The sequence below is a fragment of the Streptococcus sp. HMSC073F11 genome (genome assembly GCF_001810785.1).
Taxonomy (GTDB): domain Bacteria; phylum Bacillota; class Bacilli; order Lactobacillales; family Streptococcaceae; genus Streptococcus.
In genome coordinates, this window is record NZ_KV802690.1 from 253,042 (window position 1) to 274,200 (window position 21,159).

Sequence of the window (21,159 nt, forward strand, 5' to 3'; positions counted from 1 at the left end):
CTATGGCAAAAACAGTCTATATCGCAGGTCTTGGATTGATTGGAGCCTCGATGGCACTTGGTATCAAACGCGGTCATCCAGATTATGAAATTTTAGGTTATAATCGCAGTCAAGCTTCGAGAGATATCGCCTTGAAAGAAGGCATGATTGACCGTGCAACGGATGATTTTGCCAGTTTTGCTCCTTTGGCAGATATCATCATTCTCAGCTTGCCAATCAAACAAACCATTGCTTTCATTAAGGAATTGGCCAACTTGGACTTGAAAGAAGGGGTCATTATTTCAGATGCTGGTTCAACCAAGTCAGCCATTGTGGATACGGCGGAGAACTATTTGGCTAGCAAGTCGATTCGTTTTGTAGGAGCCCATCCTATGGCTGGTAGTCACAAGACAGGGGCTGCTTCTGCGGATGTTAATCTCTTTGAAAATGCCTATTATATCTTTACGCCTTCGAGTCTGACAGGTCAGGACACGCTTGAGGAAATGAGGGACTTGCTTTCAGGTCTTCATGCTCGCTTTATCGAGATTGATGCCAAGGAGCATGATCGCGTGACTTCTCAGATTAGCCATTTTCCTCATATTCTGGCTTCCAGTCTTATGGAGCAGACCGCGGTTTATGCTCAAGAACATGAGATGGCAAGGCGCTTTGCGGCCGGTGGTTTTCGAGATATGACTCGAATTGCAGAAAGCGAGCCAGGGATGTGGACCTCCATTCTCTTGTCCAATCGCGAGACTATCATAGAGCGGATTGAGGATTTCAAGGAGCGTTTGGATGAGGTTGGTCAGGCCATCAGCAAGGGAGATGAGGAGCAAATCTGGAATTTTTTCAACCAAGCGCGTGAGCAACGTCAGGCTATGGAAATCCATAAACGTGGTGGTGTGGATAGCTCTTATGACCTCTATGTCGATGTTCCCGATGAAGAAGATGTCATCTTGAGGATTTTGGAACTACTACGAGGAACTTCCTTGGTCAATATTCACATCAATGAGGAAAACCGTGAGGATATTCATGGGATTCTACAAATTTCATTTAAAAATGCTCAAGACTTGGAAAGAGCTGAGCACCTCATAACAGAAAACACCGATTATACAGTCGTTATCAAATAAGGAGAAAATCATGTCAAATATTTACGATAGTGCAAACGAACTTAGTCGCGGTCTACGCGAATTACCAGAATACAAGGCTGTTAAAGCAGCTAAAGATGCTATTTCAGCAGATGCTGAGGCAAGCAAAATTTTTACAGAATATGTTGCCTTCCAAGAGGAAATTCAAAGACTAGCACAGACAGGTCAAATGCCAGACGCTTCCTTTCAAGCGAAAATGGAAGGCTTTGGCAAGCAGATTCAAGGGAATAGCCTCTTATCAGAATTCTTTACTAAGCAACAACAATTGGCAATTTACCTTTCTGACATTGAAAAAATTGTTTTCGAACCAGTTTCAGAATTGCTAAAATAAGAACATTATTTTGTTCATTACTTATAGGTATTTTCTTAAGCGTATGATTATTATTGATAACTACTGTATTAGTTAGAGTTATTAGCGTGGTTCGTTTAAGAATGACTGTGGGGATGAATGTCTTTACTAATAAACAAAATACAAAACAAATTAAATAGGCTATTGAAAATCATAACTATAATACAAAATGAATTTGAAAGTTTATAACTGTTATTTTCTACTTCAATTGATAAGTTAGAAATTGTTGATGAGATAATAAATATAGAAACAATTATGAAAGAGAATGAAATTTTTATTATCGATAAATAGTAGATAAATGATGAACAATAGAAAATAGGAAAAAATATGTCAAAAAAATTAATTGCTCTAATAGGAATTCCTGTAGGAATTATCTTCATCAGTATTATAGTGTTGGCAGGTTCGTACAATAGTCTTGTTAGCAAAGAGGAATCTGTGAAACAGGCTAACTCGAAGATTGAAGTGGCACTTCAACGTAGAGCTGATTTAATTCCAAATGTTGTAAATTCTGTAAAAGGATATATGAAGCACGAAGAAGACATCTTTACAAAGATTGCGGATGCTCGTTCTAAGATTGGCTCAGGAAATAAAGAAACAAAAAGTGAAGGGGAGAGCGAATTAACGTCAGCTATTTCTCGATTGCTAGTTGTTCAAGAAAATTATCCGGAGTTAAAAGCTGATACACAAGTGTCTTCTCTAATTTCAGAGCTTGAGGGAACTGAAAATCGTTTGTTTGTCGCTCGTAAAGATTATAACGATACTGCAACAGAATATAATAAGACCATTAGACGTTTTCCTACTAGTGTGATAGCTAGTTTGTTTGGTTTCCAAAGAGCTGAGTTAATTGAAGCAGAGAAAGATGCAAAGGTTGTCCCTAAAGTCAATTTAACTGATTAGTCTTGTGGGGTATCCCTATGAAAAAGTTACTTTTACTCTTAATTGCCCCTTTATTCTTTTTTATGCCTCTTGTTGCGGCTAATATAGCTGTTCCAGATCGTCCTTTAAATGGTATTTACGATCCTAACGGTTATTTAACCACTAGTGTTGCAGAAACGTTAGAGAGTATGAATGCTGGAAGTGAAACCCAAGTAGGTATTTACATTGTAGATACTCTGGACGGTTCCAGCATCGAAGAGGTAGCCAATGAGGTTGCACGCAAATGGAAAGTTGGGAAACAAGATTCCAACAGTGGAATTCTAATTGCTATTGCTATAAAAGATAGGAAGTTTCGTATTGAAACATCCAACGAAGCAGCAATTTGGCTTACTGACTCTAAGGCCAGTTCCTTACTAAATGATTCTAAGCCATACATGAAAGAAGGGAAATATACTGATGCCCTTAACAGAATTCTAGTAGGCATTTCTAAAGCGGAGTCTAGAAAAGCTGAAATCATAAACAAGAAGGAAAATAAGAATAAAAATACTCGGCTTCCAGAAAGTTTAACTCGGCTTCCAAAAAGTTTACAATATGTAGTAATAATTTTGAGAATCCTTAAGGTATGCTTTAAGTACATGATGTTATTTTTCTTGGTTTATGCACTTTTAGAAACTTGGTTCCATTACTTAAAAAGACGCCGCTTTTCTAAGTATGATTACGAGGGAAAGGGCAAGTTGTATCCAGATTTTCTTGACTTTGTACCTAACGATACGTGGACTGAAGAACGTAAATCTGACTATAAAAAAAATAAGCGTTTAATTAGGTCTCGATATCAGTACGAAGGATATAACAAGCTATATCCAGACTCAAAAGGTTTTCTACCTAATGACACTTGGACTCCATTACTTATAGAAGCATACTACGCAGAAGTTGAAAGAAAGCAACTAGATAGGCTCAATCGCTCTCAATACTCTTATAATGGGAAGGGGAAACTCTACCCAAACGATAACGATTTTGTGAGGAATGCTTCTTGGACTTCCGAGCTCACAAAAAGCTACTATGCTTCACAAAGAGCACAGTCAGATTCTTCTTCCTCTAGATATGATTCTGGTAGTTCTAGTTCATCTTGGTCTTCAGATGATTGGGGTGGCGGTGGATTTGATGGTGGTGGTTCTTCAGATAGTTGGTAAATTGAAAATGAAAAAGAATTGCTAAAATAAGAAAATAACTATCATAAAGTCAGGAATTTTTAAGGAATTTCTGGCTTTTTATGATAAAATAGGTAAAAGTATTGCAAGTATGAGGTCCAGTATGAAACTAAAAACAAACATTAGCCACTTACACGGCAGTATCCGAGTTCCAGGTGACAAGTCTATCAGTCACCGTTCTATTATCTTTGGAAGTTTGGCTGAGGGTGAGACCAAGGTTTATGATATTCTGCGAGGTGAAGACGTTCTTTCGACCATGCAGGTTTTTCGTGACCTTGGTGTTGAAATTGAGGACAAAGATGGGGTTATTACCATTCAAGGTGTAGGCATGGATGGCTTAAAAGCGCCGCAAAATGCCCTTGATATGGGAAATTCTGGCACCTCGATTCGTCTGATTTCAGGTGTCCTTGCTGGTGCAGACTTTGAAGTAGAAATGTTTGGAGATGATAGTCTTTCCAAACGTCCTATGGACCGTGTGACGATTCCACTTAAAAAAATGGGTGTCAGTATTTCAGGACAAACTGAGCGAGACCTGCCTCCTCTTCATTTAAAAGGGACGAAAAACCTAAGACCTATTCAGTATGAGTTGCCGATTGCTTCTGCTCAAGTCAAGTCAGCTTTGATGTTTGCAGCTTTGCAGGCTCAGGGGGAGTCTGTTATTATCGAAAAAGAGTGCACCCGTAATCATACTGAAGATATGTTACAACAATTTGGTGGTCATTTAAGTGTGGAGGGCAAAAAAATCACAGTCCACGGGCCACAAAAATTGTCAGGACAAAAGGTGGTTGTTCCAGGAGATATTTCCAGTGCAGCCTTTTGGTTGGTCGCAGGTTTGATTGTTCCAAATTCTCGTGTGGTGCTTAATAATGTGGGCATCAACGAAACGCGTACTGGTATTATTGATGTCATTCGTGCCATGGGTGGAAAACTAGAAATAACTGAAATTGACCCAGTCGCTAAATCTGCTACTTTGACTGTTGAGTCTTCTGAATTGAAAGGAACAGAGATTGGTGGCGCTTTGATTCCACGCTTGATTGATGAATTGCCAGTTATCGCTCTACTTGCGACCCAAGCTCAAGGTGTAACAGTTATTAAGGATGCTGAGGAACTCAAGGTCAAGGAAACAGACCGCATTCAGGTTGTGGCAGACGCCTTAAATAGTATGGGAGCAGATATTACTCCTACGGCAGATGGAATGATTATCAAAGGAAAATCAGCCCTTAACAGTGCTAGAGTCAATACTTTTGGAGACCATCGTATCGGCATGATGACGGCTATCGCGGCCCTCTTGGTTGCTGAAGGAGAAGTGGAGCTTGATCGTGCAGAAGCCATCAATACCAGCTATCCTAGCTTCTTTGATGATTTGGAGAACTTGATTCATGGCTAAGGTGTTATTAGGCTTTATGGGAGCTGGCAAATCGACTATTGCAAGAGGCTTGGATCCAGCTTATCTCGATATGGATGCTCTGATAGAGAAGCGCTTAGGCATGTCTATTGCGGAATTTTTCTCGGAAAAGGGAGAAGAATCTTTTCGTCAGGTAGAGTCAGAAATCCTAGCTGAGTTACTACAAAGAGACAAAGTTGTGTCAACTGGCGGAGGAGTGGTTATTTCTCAGCGAAATCGTGACTTACTAAAGACAAATTCTGATAATATCTACCTGAAAACTGATTTTGAAACCCTCTACCACCGTATCGCAGCTGATAAGGACAATCAGCGTCCGCTTTTTCTAAATAATAGCAAGGAAGAACTTGCAGCTATTTTCCAAGAAAGACAGGCTTGGTATGAGGAAGTGGCTAGTCGGATTTTGGATGTGACCAAGCTAAGCCCAGAGGAAATTATAGAGGAACTGAGATGAAAATTGCTTATCTAGGTCCCAAGGGATCATTTTCACACCACGTTGTGCAGACAGCTTTTCCTCAGGAGGAATTGCAGGCTTTTGCCAACATTACAGATGTCATCAAGGCCTATGAGCAAGGATTAGTGGACTATTCTGTGGTGCCAGTTGAAAATTCTATTGAGGGTAGTGTTCATGAAACCTTGGACTACCTTTTTCATCAGGCTCGTATCCAAGCAGTGGCAGAAATCGTTCAGCCTATTCATCAGCAGTTGATGGTGGTTCCAGGTCATACTAAGATTGAAAAGATTTTTTCTCATCCTCAGGCTTTGGCTCAAGGAAAGAAATTCATCGATGAACAATATCCAGAGGCCCAAATCGAGGTAACAGCTAGTACAGCTTATGCGGCCCGTTTTATTTCCGAACATCCAGACCAATCTTATGCGGCCATTGCTCCTAGAAGTTCTGCCGAAGAATATGGCTTGGAACTGATTGCCGAAGATATTCAAGAAATGGAAGCCAATTTCACACGTTTCTGGGTCTTGGGAGCTGAAAAGCCTGGTATTCCCTTGAAAGCACAAAGGGAGAAAATGAGTTTGGCCTTGACCTTACCTGACAACCTTCCCGGTGCCCTCTACAAGGCTCTTTCAACCTTTGCTTGGAGAGGAATTGACCTGACAAAAATTGAAAGTCGACCACTCAAGACAGCACTGGGAGAATACTTTTTCATTATCGATGTGGATTATGCCGATAAGGACTTGGTCCACTTTGCCCAAAAAGAATTAGAAGCGATTGGAATCCAGTATAAAGTTCTGGGAGCCTATCCTATTTATCCAATATCAGACCACGGAAAGGAGAGAAGATGAGTAAAGAAAATCCCTTAAGTCATCATGAGCAGTTACGTTATGACTATCTCTTTAAGAACATTCATTATCTCAATGAGCGAGAGAAAAAAGAGTTTGCTTACTTGCAAGGTAAGTTAAATATGGCTAGTGGTAGTGAAGCTTCACCAGAAATTCATAGTGAAAATCATGATATGGAAGAGTCTTTCATGGAACCAATCAATCAGTCTCCTCTTCCATCCTATGGTAACCGTAGTCGTGCAAAAAAATACCAGAAAAGCCATTCTCTTCCAAAGGTTAAGTCCAAAAAACGTAAGATTCGTTGGGGGCGCATTTTTGCAGGATTGCTTGCTCTTCTAGCCTGTGTCGGTTTTGGCATGATTTTTATGTTCCTAAAAGGCTATTCAAATGCGGATCCAACCAAACCTGCCAATGCTAAGGCAGCTCAAGTAGAAGTTTTTCATGGTCAAGATACCAAGGATGGGGTTAATATCTTGATCATGGGAACAGATGGACGGATTGGCCAAAATAGTGCTGAGACGAGAACGGACTCGATTATGGTTCTAAACGTTGGTGGCTCAGATAAGAAAATCAAGCTGGTCAGCTTTATGCGTGATAACTTGGTTTATATTGATGGATATAGTAAGATTATCAATGGGAAGAAACAAACAGATAACAAGTTAAATGTAGCCTATGAACTAGGGGAACAGGAGGGGCAAAAAGGAGCAGAAATGGTTCGCCAAGTATTGAAAGATAATTTTGACTTGGACATTAAGTACTATGCCTTGGTTGATTTTCAGGCCTTCGCAACCGCTATTGACACTCTCTTCCCTGATGGGGTGACGATTGATGCCAAATTCTCAACCTTAGAAGGTCAACATTTAACCGAAGCAACAGTCGGAGATGACTTGCATGCTACAGAAACAGAGTCTCCAACCCAAACCATCAAAGTCGGAAAACAACAGATGAATGGTTCAACCTTGCTCAATTATGCTCGCTTCCGTGATGATGATGAAGGTGATTACGGTCGTACCAAGAGACAACAGCAAGTGCTGACAGCTGTTCTGCAGCAACTCAAGGATCCAACTAAACTTTTTACTGGATCAGAAGCACTAGGCAAGGTCTTTGGGATGACCTCTACGAATGTTCCCTATAGTTTCTTATTGACAAATGGTTTATCCTTCCTAGATGGAGCGCAAAATGGCATTGAGAGATTAACGGTTCCAGAACTAGGTGATTGGGTAGATGATTATGATGTTTATGGAGGGCAGGCACTCTTAGTAGACCAAAATAAATATCAAACTAAACTTTCTCAGATGAGGATGAGATAAACTAATACAGGAAAAATCAAGGTTCGAATCACTAGTAAAATAGTGGTTTGAACTTTGATTTTTCTTAGTGTCTGATGGATTTTTAAGGCTATTTTATGGTATAATAAAACGATACAACTCGTTATTGAACAGAAGAGGAGAGACATGAGTGATTTGAAAGCGATTCAGGCTCGAAGTCTGGAGATGGCTGAATATTTTGTGGCCTTTTGTAAAGAACATGATTTGCTTTGTTATCTCTGTGGTGGAGGTGCTATTGGTGCCCTTCGAAACAAGGGTTTTATTCCTTGGGACGACGACCTAGACTTTTTCATGCCTCGTAAGGACTATGAAAAATTGGCAGAATTATGGCCTCGTTATGCAGATGAGCGTTATTTCTTGTCAAAGAGTAACAAGGATTTTGTCGACCGTAATCTTTTTATTACTATTCGTGACAAGGAAACGACCTGTATCAAACCTTATCAGCAGGATTTAGAATTGCCACATGGTCTGGCCTTGGATGTTTTGCCTTTGGATTATTATCCTAAAAATCCAGCTGAGCGGAAAAAACAGGTTCGTTGGGCCTTGATTTATTCTCTTTTTTGTGCGCAAACTGTTCCAGAAAAGCATGGCGCACTTATGAAATGGGGGAGTCGCATTTTACTCGGTTTGACGCCAAAATCTCTCCGTTATCGCATTTGGAAAAAAGCTGAAAAAGAAATGACCAAGTACAGTCTGGCTGAGAGCGATGGCATCACAGAATTATGCTCGGGTCCTGGTTACATGAGAAACAAGTACCTAATCGAATCTTTTGAGGATAATCTTTTTTTGCCATTTGAAGAGACAGAGATGCCTGTTCCAGTCGGCTATGATGCCTATCTCAGCACTGCTTTTGGAGACTACATGACACCTCCACCAGTAGACAAGCAGTTACCACATCATGATGCTGTCATCGCTGATATGGATAAGTCTTATACAGAATACAAGGGAGAATATGGTGGCTAAGAAAAAAATATTATTTTTCATGTGGTCTTTTTCTCTCGGGGGTGGAGCAGAGAAGATTCTATCTACCATTGTTTCAAATCTGAATCTAGAAAAGTATGATATTGATATTCTTGAAATGGAACATTTTGATAAGGGATACGAATCTGTTCCAAAGCATGTACGCATTTTAAAATCCCTTCAGGATTATCGCCAAGCCAGATGGATTCGAGCTCTTTTGTGGAGAATGAGAATTTATTTTCCAAGATTGACACGTCGCTTACTGGTGAAAGATGACTATGATGTTGAAGTTTCCTTTACCATTATGAATCCTCCACTTTTGTTCTCTAAAAGAAAAGAAGTCAAGAAAATCTCTTGGATTCATGGAAGTATCGAAGAATTTATTAAGGATAGCTCCAAAAGAGAATCACATAGACGCCAGTTGGATGCTGCGGATACCATTGTAGGAATTTCAAAAAAGACCAGTAATTCTATCAAGGAAGTCTATCCAGATTATGCTTCGAAATTACAGACGGTCTACAATGGATATGATTTTAAGACTATTTTAGAAAAATCTCAAGAGAAGATCGATATCGAGATTGCGCCTCAAAGTATCTGTACTATCGGACGGATTGAGGAAAATAAGGGTTCTGATCGTGTGGTGGAAGTGATACGATTATTACACCAAGAGGGAAAAAACTATCATCTCTATTTTATCGGGGCTGGGGATATGGAAGAGGAACTGAAAAAACGCGTCAAAGAGTATGAGCTTGAAGACTATGTACATTTCCTTGGTTATCAAAAAAATCCTTATCAGTATTTATCTCAGACGAAAGTTCTCTTGTCTATGTCTAAACAAGAAGGTTTTCCTGGAGTGTATGTGGAAGCCTTGAGTCTGGGACTTCCTTTTGTCTCTACGGATGTTGGAGGGGCTGAGGAATTATCCCAAGAAGGAAGATTTGGACAAATCATTGAGAGCAATCAAGAGGCAGCGCAGGCAATTATGAACTACATGACTTCTGCTTCAAACTTTGATGTTAATGAAGCCAGCCAATTCATTCAACAATTTACAATTGCCAAACAAATCGAACAAGTAGAAAAACTATTAGAGGAGTAGCATGGAAACTGCATTAATTAGTGTCATTGTGCCAGTCTATAATGTGGCGCAGTACCTAGAAAAATCGATAGCTTCCATTCAGAAGCAGACCCATCAAAATCTGGAAATTATTCTTGTCGATGATGGAGCAACAGATGAAAGTGGTCGCTTGTGTGATTTAATCGCTGAACAAGATGATAGGGTGTCAGTGCTTCATAAAAAGAATGAAGGCTTGTCACAAGCGCGAAACGATGGAATGAAGCAGGCTCATGGAGATTATCTGATTTTTATTGACTCAGATGATTATATCCATCCGGAAATGATTCAGAGTTTATATGAGCAATTAATTCAAGAAGATGCGGATGTTTCGAGCTGTGGTGTCATGAATGTCTATGCTAATGATGAAAGCCCACAGTCAGCTAATCAGGATGATTATTTTGTCTGTGATTCTCAAACATTTCTAAAGGAATACCTCATAGGTGAAAAAATACCTGGAACGATCTGCAATAAGCTAATCAAGAGAGAGATTGCAACTGCCCTATCCTTTCCAAAGGGATTGATTTATGAAGATGCTTATTATCATTTTGATTTGATCAAGTTGGCCAAGAAGTATGTGGTTAATACCAAACCCTATTATTACTATTTTCATAGAGGAGATAGTATTACGACTAAACCCTATGCAGAGAAGGATTTAGCCTATATTGATATCTACCAAAAGTTTTACAATGAAGTTGTGAAAAACTATTCTGACTTGAAAGAGGTTGCTTTTTTCAGATTGGCCTATGCCCACTTCTTCATTATGGATAAGATGTTACTAGATGATCAGTATAAAAAATTTGAAGCCTATTCTCAGATTCATCGTTTTTTAAAAGGCCATGCCTTTACTATTGCTAGAAATCCAATTTTCCGTAAGGGAAGAAGAATTAGCGCTTTGGCTCTATTCATAAACATTTCCTTATACCGATTCTTATTACTGAAAAATATTGAAAAATCTAAAAAATTACATTAGAACGGGGGTGAGCAAGTGATTGATGGAAAACGATTATTATTTAGTTTGACCATAGTCAGCTATGCCTTGACGCTAGTAAGTGGAATTGTGTATCTGTTTAATAATAATAATGTTAGCTTGCTTTCTACTTTATTGTTCTTACTGGTTAGTAGCTTAATTGCCTGCTGGAATGATATCAAGTATTACTTAATCCATTTTATTTTCTATTTAACTATTTTTGTCTTCCTAGTATCAAGACCGACCATTGATTATTTTAGGGATGGCGCTCTGGATACCTATCATCCGATAGCCTATCGTTTTGCCTTTATAGTCGTCATGGTTTCGATTTTGGGCTTGACCACAGGAGGTCTCCTGGCTCGTTACTTCATAGCTAGGAAGAACATAAAAGTACCAAAGATAGGAAATTCTCTAAAAGAGATTTATATCAAGCGGTTGCGCTTTGTATCACTGGGAGTTTTTCTTCTAACCTATCCTTTCTATTTTATTCGCTTATTTGAACGCCTCTTGTATCGCTTGCAGACTTCCTACTATGCCTACTATGCAAATTTTGAAAGTAAACTGCCTTATTTTACCTACATCTTATCAACCTTTACGGTCTACGCAATGTGTATGTATCTGGCAACCAAGCCAAAGAAATTGCAGGCGACAGCAGTGTTGGTATCCTTCATTGTAGCCAATACCATTCATTTGGCAATCGGGACACGAAATCCCTTTATTTTAAGTATTTTATTTGCTTTTGTTTATTACTTTATGCGGGAGCAAACTGAAAAGGGAAAATGGATTGGGTTTAAAGAAAAGTTAGCGATTTTTGTCGGTTCTCCTATTCTTATGTTAGCGATGGGAGTGCTCAATTATGTACGGGATAATGTCCAGGTTTCCCATACAGGTTTCTGGGATATCTTACTTGACTTTATCTATAAACAAGGGACTAGTTTTGGTGTTCTGGCTCGAGGTTTTCTATTTAACAGTAGCCTTCCTTACCGAGATTTACGCAATTTTACTTTTGGTCCTGTCATTGATTATTTTGCAAGAGGAAGTTTGGGGGCTATTTTCGGAGGAAAAGCCTTTGAACATACAACCAATAGTGTGGAGCTAGCTATTGATAGTAATAGTTATGCCCACAATCTATCCTATCTTGTTTTGAACAAGGAATACTTGAAAGGACATGGTATCGGAAGTAGTTATATCATGGAGTTGTATACAGACTATGGTATGATAGGAGTCTTTCTACTTAGTCTCTTACTCGGTATGCTATTTATAGCCATGTTGCAAGTAGCCTATCGCTCTAGAACAATCCTATTTGCCTTGTCCCTACTCATCTTGAATAATCTATTCTTTATGCCAAGAAGTAGCTTTTCAGAAAGTTTCTTCAATCTATTTACAATGCAATTCTGGGGAATTGTTCTTGTGATTATATTTGTAGCAAAAATGCTTACAAAAGAGAACCAGTATCTACTAAACAAAGGAGAAAAAAATCATGTTTGAACATTATTCAGTAGCTGATTTGTTTGCAAATCTTTACAAAAAACGAAAAGCAAATATTCTAGCTCTCATCGCTTTATTTGCTCTCATTGCTGTACCATTTACAATTAAAGCAGTTAAGAATAAAAATACTGTCAAAGACACAACAAGTTATTCAACTTATATCAGCTATAAAATCACTCCTCCAGAAGATTCAGCCAAAACGATTTTGAATCATCAAATTGGTGGCTATAGTGATTTCTACGGGAAATTGATTGATGGGAATTTGAATGGAGCTTATCTTTTCAATGATGTAGAGTCTAGTGAGTTGAAAAAAATTGCTAGTGAATTAGATACGACAGAAACAACCTTGAAAAATTCTACGAATGATTATTGGTGGAAAAAATTAACTGTCTACTATATGATTGACGATGCAGGGGTTGGTGTGAAAATTTTGACACCAAGTAAAGATGCTAATGACTTGTTGGAGCGAAAAATTGATGGATTGATTGAGAAATTTAAACACACTTATGCAAATGTAAAAATTGAAAAATTGGAAACCATCAACTCTAAAGAATTGAATGCAAACGGTGAGACAGCGCTTGGATTGAATGTGAAGAACTTGATTCTCCGTTTAGCTGTTATTGGAGTAGTTTGTGTGATTTTGGTTGTGATGGGAAATGTATTGGTTTATCTCTTTAATCCAACCATCAATAGAGCAGGTGATTTTTCTCAGTATCAAATTGATTTTGTAACAGAGATTACAACAATTGCCAACCTAGCAGATATCCTATCATACAAAAATGCTGGACAAGAATTAACAATCGTTAGCTCAAACAAAGCTATCCTAGATAAATTGAAACAAAATCAAGAGGCCTTAAAAGGAATGCATTTTGTGGATTTACAAGATGTACCATCTCTTTTGGAAAGAGATACAGTCCTTCTTGTTGAAGAGTATGGAGTGACTCGTTATAAGAAATTTGAACAAAGTCTTCAAATTCTTAGAAACTTAAATCGTTCTATCCTCGGTGTAGCAACCTTTAAATTATAAGCATTCTGATGTATCAGGTCTTCAAAGTTGGCTAAGAGTCGATTTTGAAGGCTTTTTCTATTTGTCATCAGAAATTTTCTTTTAGAGTCTGCTACAGAAAGACCCTGGGGAAAATCTAGCTTGATAGAGGAGCCTTCTTTTGATAAAATCGTAAAAATCTAGTATAATAGATAGAACTGAAAGTATGAGGTTACTAGCAATGAAAATGAAACAAATTAGTGATACTACTTTAAAAATCACGATGTCTTTAGAAGATTTGATGGATCGAGGAATGGAGATTGCTGACTTTCTTGTTCCTCAAGAAAAAACAGAAGAGTTCTTTTATGCTATCTTGGATGAGTTAGAGATGCCTGATAGCTTTCTAGATACAGGCATGTTGAGCTTCCGTGTAACTCCAAAACCTGATAAGGTAGATGTCTTTGTGACCAAGTCAAAGATTGACCAAAATCTAGATTTTGAAGATTTATCAGATTTACCAGACATGGAAGAATTGGCTCAAATGTCGCCAGATGAGTTTATTAAAACTTTAGAAAAAAGCATCGCGGACAAAACCAAAGATGATATCGAAGCCATTCAATCTCTAGAGCAAGTTGAAGCCAAGGAAGAAGAGGAAGAGCAGGCTGAACAAGAAGCTGAAAGCAAGAAAGAGCCTTACATCTACTACATCCTTTCTTTTGCTAAGTTGGCTGACTTGGTAGCTTTTGCCAAGACAGTGACTTTTGAGATGGAAACTTCTGAACTCTACAAGATGAACGAGCGCTATTATTTGACTATTCTAGTGGATATTGAAAATCATCCAAGTCCATATCCAGCTTGGCTGTTGGCCCGTATGCGCGAGTTTGCAGACGACAGTGACATCAGTCGTTCAGTCTTGCAAGAGTATGGGCAAATATTGATTAACCATGACGCAGTTCTCGGTCTGCAAAAGATTCGTTCATAATTTTTAAAATCAGTTTTCATTTATCAAGAAAGACGAATCATGGGATTCGTTTTTTCTTTACTAGACTGAAATAGTGATTTACTATAATAGGAATTTTCACAAAATTCTGTTATAATGGCTATATCAGAAAATTTCTAGGAGACAAACATGACAGTTAAAATTGCTTTACTTGGATTTGGTACCGTTGCAAGTGGTGTGCCATTCCTCCTAAAGGAAAATGGAGAAAAAATCGTTCAGTCAGCTCATTCAGAGATTGAAGTGGCCAAGGTATTGGTCAAGGATGAAGATGAAAAGAACCGCTTGCTTGCAGCAGGAAATGACTTTAACTTTGTAACCAATGTAGACGATATTTTATCAGACAAGGACATTACAATCGTAGTGGAATTGATGGGGCGTATCGAACCAGCTAAAACCTTTATCACTCGTGCCTTGGAAGCTGGGAAACACGTTGTTACTGCTAATAAGGACCTTTTGGCTGTCCATGGAGCAGAATTGCTAGAAATCGCTAAAGAGCATAACGTAGCACTTTACTATGAAGCAGCAGTAGCTGGTGGGATTCCAATTCTTCGTACTTTGGCAAATTCGTTGGCTTCTGACAAAATTACGCGCGTTCTTGGCGTTGTTAATGGAACTTCCAACTTCATGATGACCAAGATGGTGGAAGAAGGCTGGTCTTACGATGATGCTCTGGCTGAAGCTCAAAGACTTGGATTTGCAGAAAGCGACCCTACAAATGACGTGGATGGGATTGACGCAGCCTACAAGATGGTGATTTTGAGCCAGTTTGCTTTTGGTATGAAGGTTGCCTTTGACGATGTAGCCCACAAGGGAATCCGCAATATCACACCAGAAGACGTAGCTGTAGCCCAAGATCTTGGCTACGTAGTGAAATTGGTTGGTTCTATCGAGGAAACTCCTTCAGGTATTGCTGCAGAAGTGACTCCAACCTTCCTTCCTAAAGCACATCCACTTGCCAGTGTGAATGGGGTAATGAACGCAGTCTTTGTAGAATCTATCGGTATTGGTGAATCGATGTACTACGGACCAGGTGCGGGTCAAAAACCAACTGCAACAAGTGTTGTAGCAGACATTGTCCGTATCGTTCGTCGCTTGAATGATGGTACTATTGGTAAAGACTTCAACGAATATAGCCGTGAATTGGTCTTGGCTAATCCAGAAGATGTCAAAGCTAATTACTACTTCTCAATCTTGGCTCCAGACTCAAAAGGTCAGGTCTTGAAATTGGCTGAGATTTTCAACGCTCAAGATATTTCCTTCAAGCAAATCCTCCAAGATGGCAAAGAGGGTGACAAGGCGCGTGTAGTGATTATCACTCATAAGATTAATAAAGCGCAGCTTGAGAATGTTTCAGCTGAGTTGGCCAAAGCTTCAGAATTTGACCTCTTGAATACCTTCAAGGTGTTAGGAGAATAGGATGAAGATTATTGTACCTGCAACCAGTGCCAATATCGGGCCAGGTTTTGATTCGGTTGGTGTAGCTGTAACCAAGTATCTTCAAATTGAGGTTTGTGAAGAACGGGATGAGTGGTTGATTGAACACCAGATTGGTAAATGGATTCCACATGACGAGCGTAATCTCTTGCTCAAGATTGCCTTGCAAATTGCGCCTGACTTGCAACCGAGACGTTTGAAAATGACCAGCGATGTTCCCTTGGCGCGTGGCTTGGGTTCTTCAAGCTCGGTTATTGTTGCTGGAATTGAACTGGCTAACCAACTGGGCAATCTCAACTTATCTAACCACGACAAATTGCAGCTGGCTACCAAGATTGAAGGACATCCTGACAATGTGGCTCCAGCTATCTATGGAAATCTTGTTGTTGCGAGTTCTGTTGAAGGGCAGGTTTCGGCGATTGTGGCAGATTTCCCAGAGTGTGATTTTTTAGCTTATATTCCCAACTATGAATTGCGCACTCGCGACAGTCGTGGTGTCCTTCCTAAGAAATTGTCCTACAAGGAAGCTGTTGCAGCTAGTTCAATTGCCAATGTTGCTGTTGCAGCCTTGTTAGCAGGAGATATGGTGACAGCTGGACAAGCAATCGAGGGGGATCTCTTCCACGAGCGCTATCGTCAAAGTCTGGTCCGTGAATTTGCGACGATTAAGCAAGTAGCTAAAGAGAATGGAGCCTATGCGACCTATCTCTCTGGTGCCGGACCGACAGTTATGGTTCTGGCTTCTCATGACAAGATGCCCAAGATTAAAGCTGAATTGCAAAAGCAACCTTTCAAAGGCAAACTACATGACTTGAAAGTTGATACCAAAGGTGTCCGTGTCGAAACAAAGTAAAGAAATAGAAGATAGGATGGGGAAACTCTTGATTAGAGGGCTTCCTATCCTTTTTTTGAAAAGAAGTTTATACTCAATGAAAATCAAAGAGCAAACTAGGAAGCTTGCCGCAGGCTGCTCAAAACATGGTTTTGAGGTTGTGGATAGAACTGACGAAGTTAGCTCAAAATACTGTTTTGAGGTTGCAGATGTAAGCTGACGTGGTTTGAAGAGATTTTCGAAGAGTATTAGTTAAAAACCTTGATAAAGGAGAAATAAAGATGGCAGAAATTTATCTAGCAGGTGGCTGTTTTTGGGGTCTAGAGGAGTATTTTTCACGTATTTCTGGAGTGCTAGCAACCAGTGTCGGCTACGCTAATGGCCAAGTCGAAACGACCAATTACCAGTTGCTCAAGGAAACAGACCATGCAGAGACTGTTCAAGTGATTTATGATGAGAAAGCGGTGTCACTTAGAGAGATTTTGCTTTATTATTTCCGTGTCATTGATCCCTTGTCTATTAACCAACAAGGGAATGACCGTGGTCGCCAATATCGAACTGGGATCTATTACCAAGATGAAGCAGACTTGCCGGCTATCTACACAGTGGTGCAGGAGCAAGAACGCATGCTGGGTCGAAAGATTGCAGTAGAGGTGGAGAAACTTCGTCACTACATTCTGGCTGAAGACTACCATCAAGACTATCTCAAGAAAAATCCTTCTGGTTACTGTCATATCGATGTGACCGATGCTGAGAAGCCATTGATTGATGCCTCTAACTATGAAAAGCCTAGTCAAGAGGTGCTGAAGGAAAGCCTAACTGAAGAATCCTACCGAGTAACTCAAGAAGCTGCTACAGAAGCGCCGTTTAGTAATGCTTATGACCAAACTTTTGAAGAAGGGATTTATGTAGACATCACGACGGGTGAGCCACTCTTTTTCGCTAAGGATAAGTTTACCTCAGGTTGTGGTTGGCCAAGTTTTAGCCGTCCGATTTCTAAGGAATTGATTCACTATTACAAGGATTTGAGCCATGGAATGGAGCGAATCGAGGTTCGTTCTCGGTCAGGAAATGCTCACTTGGGTCATGTTTTCACAGATGGACCTCAGGAGTTAGGTGGCCTCCGTTACTGTATTAATTCTGCTTCCTTACGCTTTGTAGCCAAGGATGAGATGGAAGAAGCAGGATATGGCTATCTATTACCTTACTTAAACAAATAAAACTGAGAGGGTGGGGCTTCCCACTTTCTTCATTTCCAGAATAAGAATAGAAGGGATTTATGAAACACTTACTATCTTACTTCAAACCCTACATCAAAGAGTCGATTCTAGCACCCTTGTTCAAGCTACTAGAAGCTGTTTTTGAGCTCTTGGTTCCCATGGTGATTGCTGGGATTGTTGACCAGTCCTTGCCCCAGAGAGATCAAGGGCATCTATGGATGCAGATTGGCCTGCTCCTTATCTTTGCAGTGATTGGTGTTTTAGTGGCCCTGGTAGCCCAGTTTTACTCAGCTAAGGCTGCGGTGGGTTTTGCCAAAGAACTGACAGACGACCTTTATCGTCATATTCTTTCCTTACCCAAGGACAGCAGAGATCGTTTGACAACTTCTAGCTTGGTGACTCGCTTGACTTCGGATACTTACCAGATTCAGACTGGTATCAATCAATTCCTGCGCCTCTTTTTGAGAGCGCCTATTATCGTTTTTGGAGCCATTTTTATGGCCTATCGCATCTCGGCTGAGCTGACTTTCTGGTTCTTAGTTATGGTTGTCATTTTGACGATTGTCATTGTCGGTCTCTCTCGACTGGTCAATCCTCTCTACAGCAGTCTCAGAAAGAAAACGGATCAGCTGGTTCAGGAAACGCGCCAGCAATTACAAGGCATGCGAGTTATTCGTGCTTTTGGTCAGGAAAAACGAGAGTTACAGATTTTTCAAACCCTTAACCAAGTTTATGCTAGATTGCAAGAAAAGACGGGTTTCTGGTCTAGTTTGTTAACACCTCTGACCTATCTGATTGTCAATGGAACTCTTCTTGTCATCATCTGGCAGGGCTATATTTCAATTCAAGGAGGTTTACTCAGTCAAGGTGCTCTTATTGCCCTTATCAACTACCTCTTACAAATTTTGGTGGAATTGGTTAAGCTCGCCATGCTGATAAATTCCCTCAACCAGTCCTATATCTCAGCCAAGCGAATTGAGGAAGTTTTTACCGAAGCTCCAGAAGATATTTTTTCAGAATTAGAAGAAAAGCAAGCTACCGGTGATCGTGTTTTGCAAGTCCAAGAATTAACCTTTACCTATCCTGATGCGGCCCAGCCTTCTCTGAGAAACATTTCCTTTGATATGAATCAAGGGCAGATCCTTGGTATCATCGGGGGAACTGGTTCAGGTAAATCAAGCTTGGTGCAAGTCTTACTTGGTCTTTATCCAGCAGACAAGGGGAGCATTGACCTTTATCGAGATGGATGTAGTCCTCGTAATCTTGAGCAGTGGCGGTCTTGGATTGCCTATGTACCTCAAAAAGTCGAACTTTTTAAAAGAACTATTCGTTCCAACTTGACTCTAGGTTTCAATCGAGAAGTGTCTGACCAAGAACTTTGGCAGGCCTTGGAAATTGCGCAAGCTAAGGATTTTGTCAGTGAAAAGGAAGGACTTTTGGATGCCCTAGTTGAGGCAGGAGGACGAAATTTCTCAGGTGGACAAAAACAAAGGCTATCTATTGCCCGAGCAGTCTTGCGACAAGCTCCATTTCTCATCCTAGATGATGCGACCTCGGCCCTCGACACCATTACCGAGTCCAAGCTCTTGAAAGCTATCCGAGAAAATTTGCCAAATACAAGCTTAATCTTGATTTCTCAACGGACTTCGACACTTCAGATTGCTGACCAGATTCTCCTCTTGGAAAAAGGTGAGTTACTAGCTGTTGGCAAGCACGATGACTTGATGAAGACTAGCCAAGTCTATCGCGAAATCAATGCATCCCAACATGGAAAGGAGGACTAGCATGAAACGACAAACTGCAAACCAGACGCTCAAACGTTTGGCCATAGATTTAGCAAGCCATCCTTTCCTCCTTTTACTTGCCTTTCTAGGAACTATTGCCCAAGTTGCTTTATCGATCTACCTACCTATCTTGATTGGACAGGTCATTGACCAAGTTCTAGTGGCTGGTTCATCACCAGTTTTTTGGCAGATTTTCATTCAGATGATATTGGTAGTCATAGGAAATACTCTGGTACAATGGGCCAATCCTCTTCTTTATAATCGTCTAATCTTCTCTTATACCAGAGACTTGCGAGAGCGAATTATCCATAAGCTCCATCGTTTACCGATTGCTTTTGTGAACCGGCAGGGCAGTGGAGAGATGGTTAGTCGTGTGACCACAGACATAGAACAGTTGGCAGCTGGTTTGACCATGATTTTCAATCAATTTTTCATTGGTGTTTTGATGATTTTGGTTAGTATTCTAGCCATGCTCCAAATTCACCTCCTCATGACCCTCTTGGTCTTGCTGTTGACGCCGCTGTCCATGGTGATTTCACGCTTTATTGCCAAACGCTCCTATCATCTCTTCCAGAAGCAAACAGAGACGAGGGGAATTCAGACTCAGTTGATTGAAGAGTCGCTTAGCCAGCAGACCATTATCCAGTCCTTCAATGCTCAGACAGAGTTTATCCAAAGACTGCACGAGGCGAATGCCAACTACGCAAGCTATTCTCAGTCAGCTATCTTTTATTCCTCAACGGTTAATCCTTCGACTCGCTTTGTCAATGCGCTCATTTATGCTCTTCTAGCTGGAGTAGGAGCTTATCGTATCATGATGGGTTCAACCTTGACCATTGGGCGTTTAGTAACTTTTTTGAACTATGTTCAGCAGTATACCAAGCCCTTTAACGATATTTCTTCAGTGCTAGCTGAGTTGCAAAGTGCTCTCGCTTGCGCAGAGCGCGTCTATGCTGTCTTAGAAAGTCCAGAGGTGGCTGAAACAGGTAAGGAAGTCTTGACCAGTGACCAAGTTAAGGGAGCCATTTCCTTTAAGCATGTTTCTTTTGGATACCATCCTGAAAGGATCTTGATTAAGGATTTGTCTATCAATATCCCAGCTGGTAGCAAGGTAGCCATCGTTGGTCCTACAGGTGCTGGTAAGTCAACTCTTATCAATCTCCTCATGCGTTTTTATCCTATTAACTCGGGAGATATCTTGTTAGATGGGCAGTCCATTTATGATTATACCCGAGCGTCATTGAGACAGCAGTTTGGGATGGTACTCCAAGAAACCTGGCTCAAGCAAGGGACTATTCATGACAATATTGCCTTTGGAAATCCTGACGCCAGTAGGGAGCAGGTGATTGCTGCTGCAAAAGCAGCTAACGCAGACTTTTTCATCCAACAGTTGCCACAGGAATACGATACTAAGTTGGAAAATGCAGGAGAATCTCTCTCTGTTGGGCAAGCCCAGCTCTTGACCATCGCTCGAGTCTTTCTAGCTATCCCAAAGATTCTTATCTTAGACGAGGCGACTTCTTCCATCGATACACGGACAGAAGTGCTTGTTCAGGATGCCTTTGCCAAACTCATGAAGGGACGCACAAGCTTTATCATTGCTCACCGTTTGTCAACCATTCAGGATGCGGATTTGATTCTTGTCTTGGTAGATGGAGACATTGTTGAGTATGGTAACCATCAGAACCTCATGGCTAGAAAGGGCAAGTATTACCAAATGCAGAAAGCTGCAGCTTTTAGCTCTGAATAATCCTTTCTATTTTGCAATATTATGGAAAAAAAGTTGCCTTCG

At 40.3% G+C, this 21,159-nt stretch carries 19 protein-coding genes; all 19 read left to right on the forward strand.

Going from position 1 to position 21,159, the window contains the following annotated elements; genetic code table 11:
- Positions 1-2 precede the first annotated feature (2 nt).
- The 19 genes from HMPREF2764_RS02865 to HMPREF2764_RS02960 all read left to right on the forward strand — a co-directional run bounded on the left by HMPREF2764_RS02865 (position 3) and on the right by HMPREF2764_RS02960 (position 21,117).
- Complete coding sequence (locus HMPREF2764_RS02865) at positions 3-1,106, forward strand: prephenate dehydrogenase (protein ID WP_070527089.1); 1,104 nt, start codon at positions 3-5, stop codon at positions 1,104-1,106.
- 10 nt (positions 1,107-1,116) lie between these two features.
- The gene (locus HMPREF2764_RS02870) at positions 1,117-1,455 is read left to right on the forward strand and encodes a YlbF/YmcA family competence regulator (RefSeq protein WP_000065980.1); all 339 of its coding nucleotides are present in this window, start codon (positions 1,117-1,119) and stop codon (positions 1,453-1,455) included.
- Between the two features lie 345 nt (positions 1,456-1,800).
- Positions 1,801-2,370, forward strand: coding sequence for a LemA family protein (locus tag HMPREF2764_RS02875; RefSeq protein ID WP_070527092.1), 570 nt, complete (start codon positions 1,801-1,803; stop codon positions 2,368-2,370).
- 17 nt (positions 2,371-2,387) lie between these two features.
- Positions 2,388-3,539, forward strand: a complete 1,152-nt coding sequence (locus HMPREF2764_RS02880; RefSeq protein WP_070527096.1) for a TPM domain-containing protein — start codon at positions 2,388-2,390, stop codon at positions 3,537-3,539.
- A gap of 121 nt (positions 3,540-3,660) precedes the next feature.
- Entirely contained in the window at positions 3,661-4,944 is a 1,284-nt protein-coding gene (aroA, locus tag HMPREF2764_RS02885; protein ID WP_070527099.1) for a 3-phosphoshikimate 1-carboxyvinyltransferase, read from the forward strand.
- Entirely contained in the window at positions 4,937-5,413 is a 477-nt protein-coding gene (locus tag HMPREF2764_RS02890) for a shikimate kinase (protein WP_001151349.1), read from the forward strand. The genes aroA and HMPREF2764_RS02890 overlap by 8 nt, the downstream gene beginning before the upstream one ends.
- Entirely contained in the window at positions 5,410-6,258 is an 849-nt protein-coding gene (pheA, locus tag HMPREF2764_RS02895; RefSeq protein WP_000686446.1) for a prephenate dehydratase, read from the forward strand. Before HMPREF2764_RS02890 ends, pheA begins: the two co-directional genes overlap by 4 nt.
- Positions 6,255-7,565: an LCP family protein gene (locus HMPREF2764_RS02900; protein WP_033684920.1), complete on the forward strand. Its 1,311-nt coding sequence runs from the start codon at positions 6,255-6,257 to the stop codon at positions 7,563-7,565. Before pheA ends, HMPREF2764_RS02900 begins: the two co-directional genes overlap by 4 nt.
- 144 nt (positions 7,566-7,709) lie before the next feature.
- Positions 7,710-8,546 (forward strand): LicD family protein, encoded by an 837-nt coding sequence (locus HMPREF2764_RS02905; RefSeq protein ID WP_070527102.1) that lies wholly within the window; start codon positions 7,710-7,712, stop codon positions 8,544-8,546.
- Positions 8,536-9,639, forward strand: coding sequence for a glycosyltransferase (locus tag HMPREF2764_RS02910; protein WP_083306581.1), 1,104 nt, complete (start codon positions 8,536-8,538; stop codon positions 9,637-9,639). Before HMPREF2764_RS02905 ends, HMPREF2764_RS02910 begins: the two co-directional genes overlap by 11 nt.
- A 1-nt stretch (position 9,640) precedes the next feature.
- On the forward strand, positions 9,641-10,627 hold the full coding sequence (locus HMPREF2764_RS02915; protein ID WP_070527105.1) for a glycosyltransferase family 2 protein: 987 nt from the start codon (positions 9,641-9,643) through the stop codon (positions 10,625-10,627).
- A gap of 15 nt (positions 10,628-10,642) precedes the next feature.
- On the forward strand, positions 10,643-12,112 hold the full coding sequence (locus HMPREF2764_RS02920; protein ID WP_070527108.1) for an O-antigen polysaccharide polymerase Wzy family protein: 1,470 nt from the start codon (positions 10,643-10,645) through the stop codon (positions 12,110-12,112).
- Positions 12,105-13,139 (forward strand): teichoic acid biosynthesis protein TarQ, encoded by a 1,035-nt coding sequence (locus HMPREF2764_RS02925; protein ID WP_070527113.1) that lies wholly within the window; start codon positions 12,105-12,107, stop codon positions 13,137-13,139. The genes HMPREF2764_RS02920 and HMPREF2764_RS02925 overlap by 8 nt, the downstream gene beginning before the upstream one ends.
- 199 nt (positions 13,140-13,338) lie before the next feature.
- A complete protein-coding gene (gene mecA, locus HMPREF2764_RS02930; protein WP_070527116.1) occupies positions 13,339-14,079 on the forward strand; it encodes an adaptor protein MecA in 741 nt (246 codons plus the stop codon).
- A gap of 147 nt (positions 14,080-14,226) precedes the next feature.
- Positions 14,227-15,513 (forward strand): homoserine dehydrogenase, encoded by a 1,287-nt coding sequence (locus tag HMPREF2764_RS02935; RefSeq protein ID WP_049500334.1) that lies wholly within the window; start codon positions 14,227-14,229, stop codon positions 15,511-15,513.
- Between the two features lies 1 nt (position 15,514).
- Positions 15,515-16,384, forward strand: a complete 870-nt coding sequence (gene thrB / locus HMPREF2764_RS02940) for a homoserine kinase (RefSeq protein ID WP_049500332.1) — start codon at positions 15,515-15,517, stop codon at positions 16,382-16,384.
- A gap of 260 nt (positions 16,385-16,644) precedes the next feature.
- Positions 16,645-17,583, forward strand: a complete 939-nt coding sequence (msrB, locus tag HMPREF2764_RS02950; protein WP_049501094.1) for a peptide-methionine (R)-S-oxide reductase MsrB — start codon at positions 16,645-16,647, stop codon at positions 17,581-17,583.
- 59 nt (positions 17,584-17,642) lie between these two features.
- Positions 17,643-19,367: an ABC transporter ATP-binding protein gene (locus HMPREF2764_RS02955; protein ID WP_049501095.1), complete on the forward strand. Its 1,725-nt coding sequence runs from the start codon at positions 17,643-17,645 to the stop codon at positions 19,365-19,367.
- 1 nt (position 19,368) lies between these two features.
- Positions 19,369-21,117 carry an ABC transporter ATP-binding protein gene (locus HMPREF2764_RS02960; protein ID WP_049501096.1) on the forward strand — a complete coding sequence of 583 codons (1,749 nt, stop codon included), beginning with the start codon at positions 19,369-19,371 and terminating at the stop codon, positions 21,115-21,117.
- Positions 21,118-21,159: the final 42 nt, after the last annotated feature.

What these genes read in the sequence shown, in the direction of transcription:
- HMPREF2764_RS02865 (WP_070527089.1), top strand. Translation starts at nt 3, where the DNA reads ATGGCAAAAACAGTCTATATCGCAGGTCTTGGATTGATTGGAGCCTCG.
- HMPREF2764_RS02870 (WP_000065980.1), top strand. Translation starts at nt 1,117, where the DNA reads ATGTCAAATATTTACGATAGTGCAAACGAACTTAGTCGCGGTCTACGC.
- HMPREF2764_RS02875 (WP_070527092.1), top strand. Translation starts at nt 1,801, where the DNA reads ATGTCAAAAAAATTAATTGCTCTAATAGGAATTCCTGTAGGAATTATC.
- HMPREF2764_RS02880 (WP_070527096.1), top strand. Translation starts at nt 2,388, where the DNA reads ATGAAAAAGTTACTTTTACTCTTAATTGCCCCTTTATTCTTTTTTATG.
- aroA (WP_070527099.1), top strand. Translation starts at nt 3,661, where the DNA reads ATGAAACTAAAAACAAACATTAGCCACTTACACGGCAGTATCCGAGTT.
- HMPREF2764_RS02890 (WP_001151349.1), top strand. Translation starts at nt 4,937, where the DNA reads ATGGCTAAGGTGTTATTAGGCTTTATGGGAGCTGGCAAATCGACTATT.
- pheA (WP_000686446.1), top strand. Translation starts at nt 5,410, where the DNA reads ATGAAAATTGCTTATCTAGGTCCCAAGGGATCATTTTCACACCACGTT.
- HMPREF2764_RS02900 (WP_033684920.1), top strand. Translation starts at nt 6,255, where the DNA reads ATGAGTAAAGAAAATCCCTTAAGTCATCATGAGCAGTTACGTTATGAC.
- HMPREF2764_RS02905 (WP_070527102.1), top strand. Translation starts at nt 7,710, where the DNA reads ATGAGTGATTTGAAAGCGATTCAGGCTCGAAGTCTGGAGATGGCTGAA.
- HMPREF2764_RS02910 (WP_083306581.1), top strand. Translation starts at nt 8,536, where the DNA reads ATGGTGGCTAAGAAAAAAATATTATTTTTCATGTGGTCTTTTTCTCTC.
- HMPREF2764_RS02915 (WP_070527105.1), top strand. Translation starts at nt 9,641, where the DNA reads ATGGAAACTGCATTAATTAGTGTCATTGTGCCAGTCTATAATGTGGCG.
- HMPREF2764_RS02925 (WP_070527113.1), top strand. Translation starts at nt 12,105, where the DNA reads ATGTTTGAACATTATTCAGTAGCTGATTTGTTTGCAAATCTTTACAAA.
- mecA (WP_070527116.1), top strand. Translation starts at nt 13,339, where the DNA reads ATGAAAATGAAACAAATTAGTGATACTACTTTAAAAATCACGATGTCT.
- HMPREF2764_RS02935 (WP_049500334.1), top strand. Translation starts at nt 14,227, where the DNA reads ATGACAGTTAAAATTGCTTTACTTGGATTTGGTACCGTTGCAAGTGGT.
- thrB (WP_049500332.1), top strand. Translation starts at nt 15,515, where the DNA reads ATGAAGATTATTGTACCTGCAACCAGTGCCAATATCGGGCCAGGTTTT.
- msrB (WP_049501094.1), top strand. Translation starts at nt 16,645, where the DNA reads ATGGCAGAAATTTATCTAGCAGGTGGCTGTTTTTGGGGTCTAGAGGAG.
- HMPREF2764_RS02955 (WP_049501095.1), top strand. Translation starts at nt 17,643, where the DNA reads ATGAAACACTTACTATCTTACTTCAAACCCTACATCAAAGAGTCGATT.
- HMPREF2764_RS02960 (WP_049501096.1), top strand. Translation starts at nt 19,369, where the DNA reads ATGAAACGACAAACTGCAAACCAGACGCTCAAACGTTTGGCCATAGAT.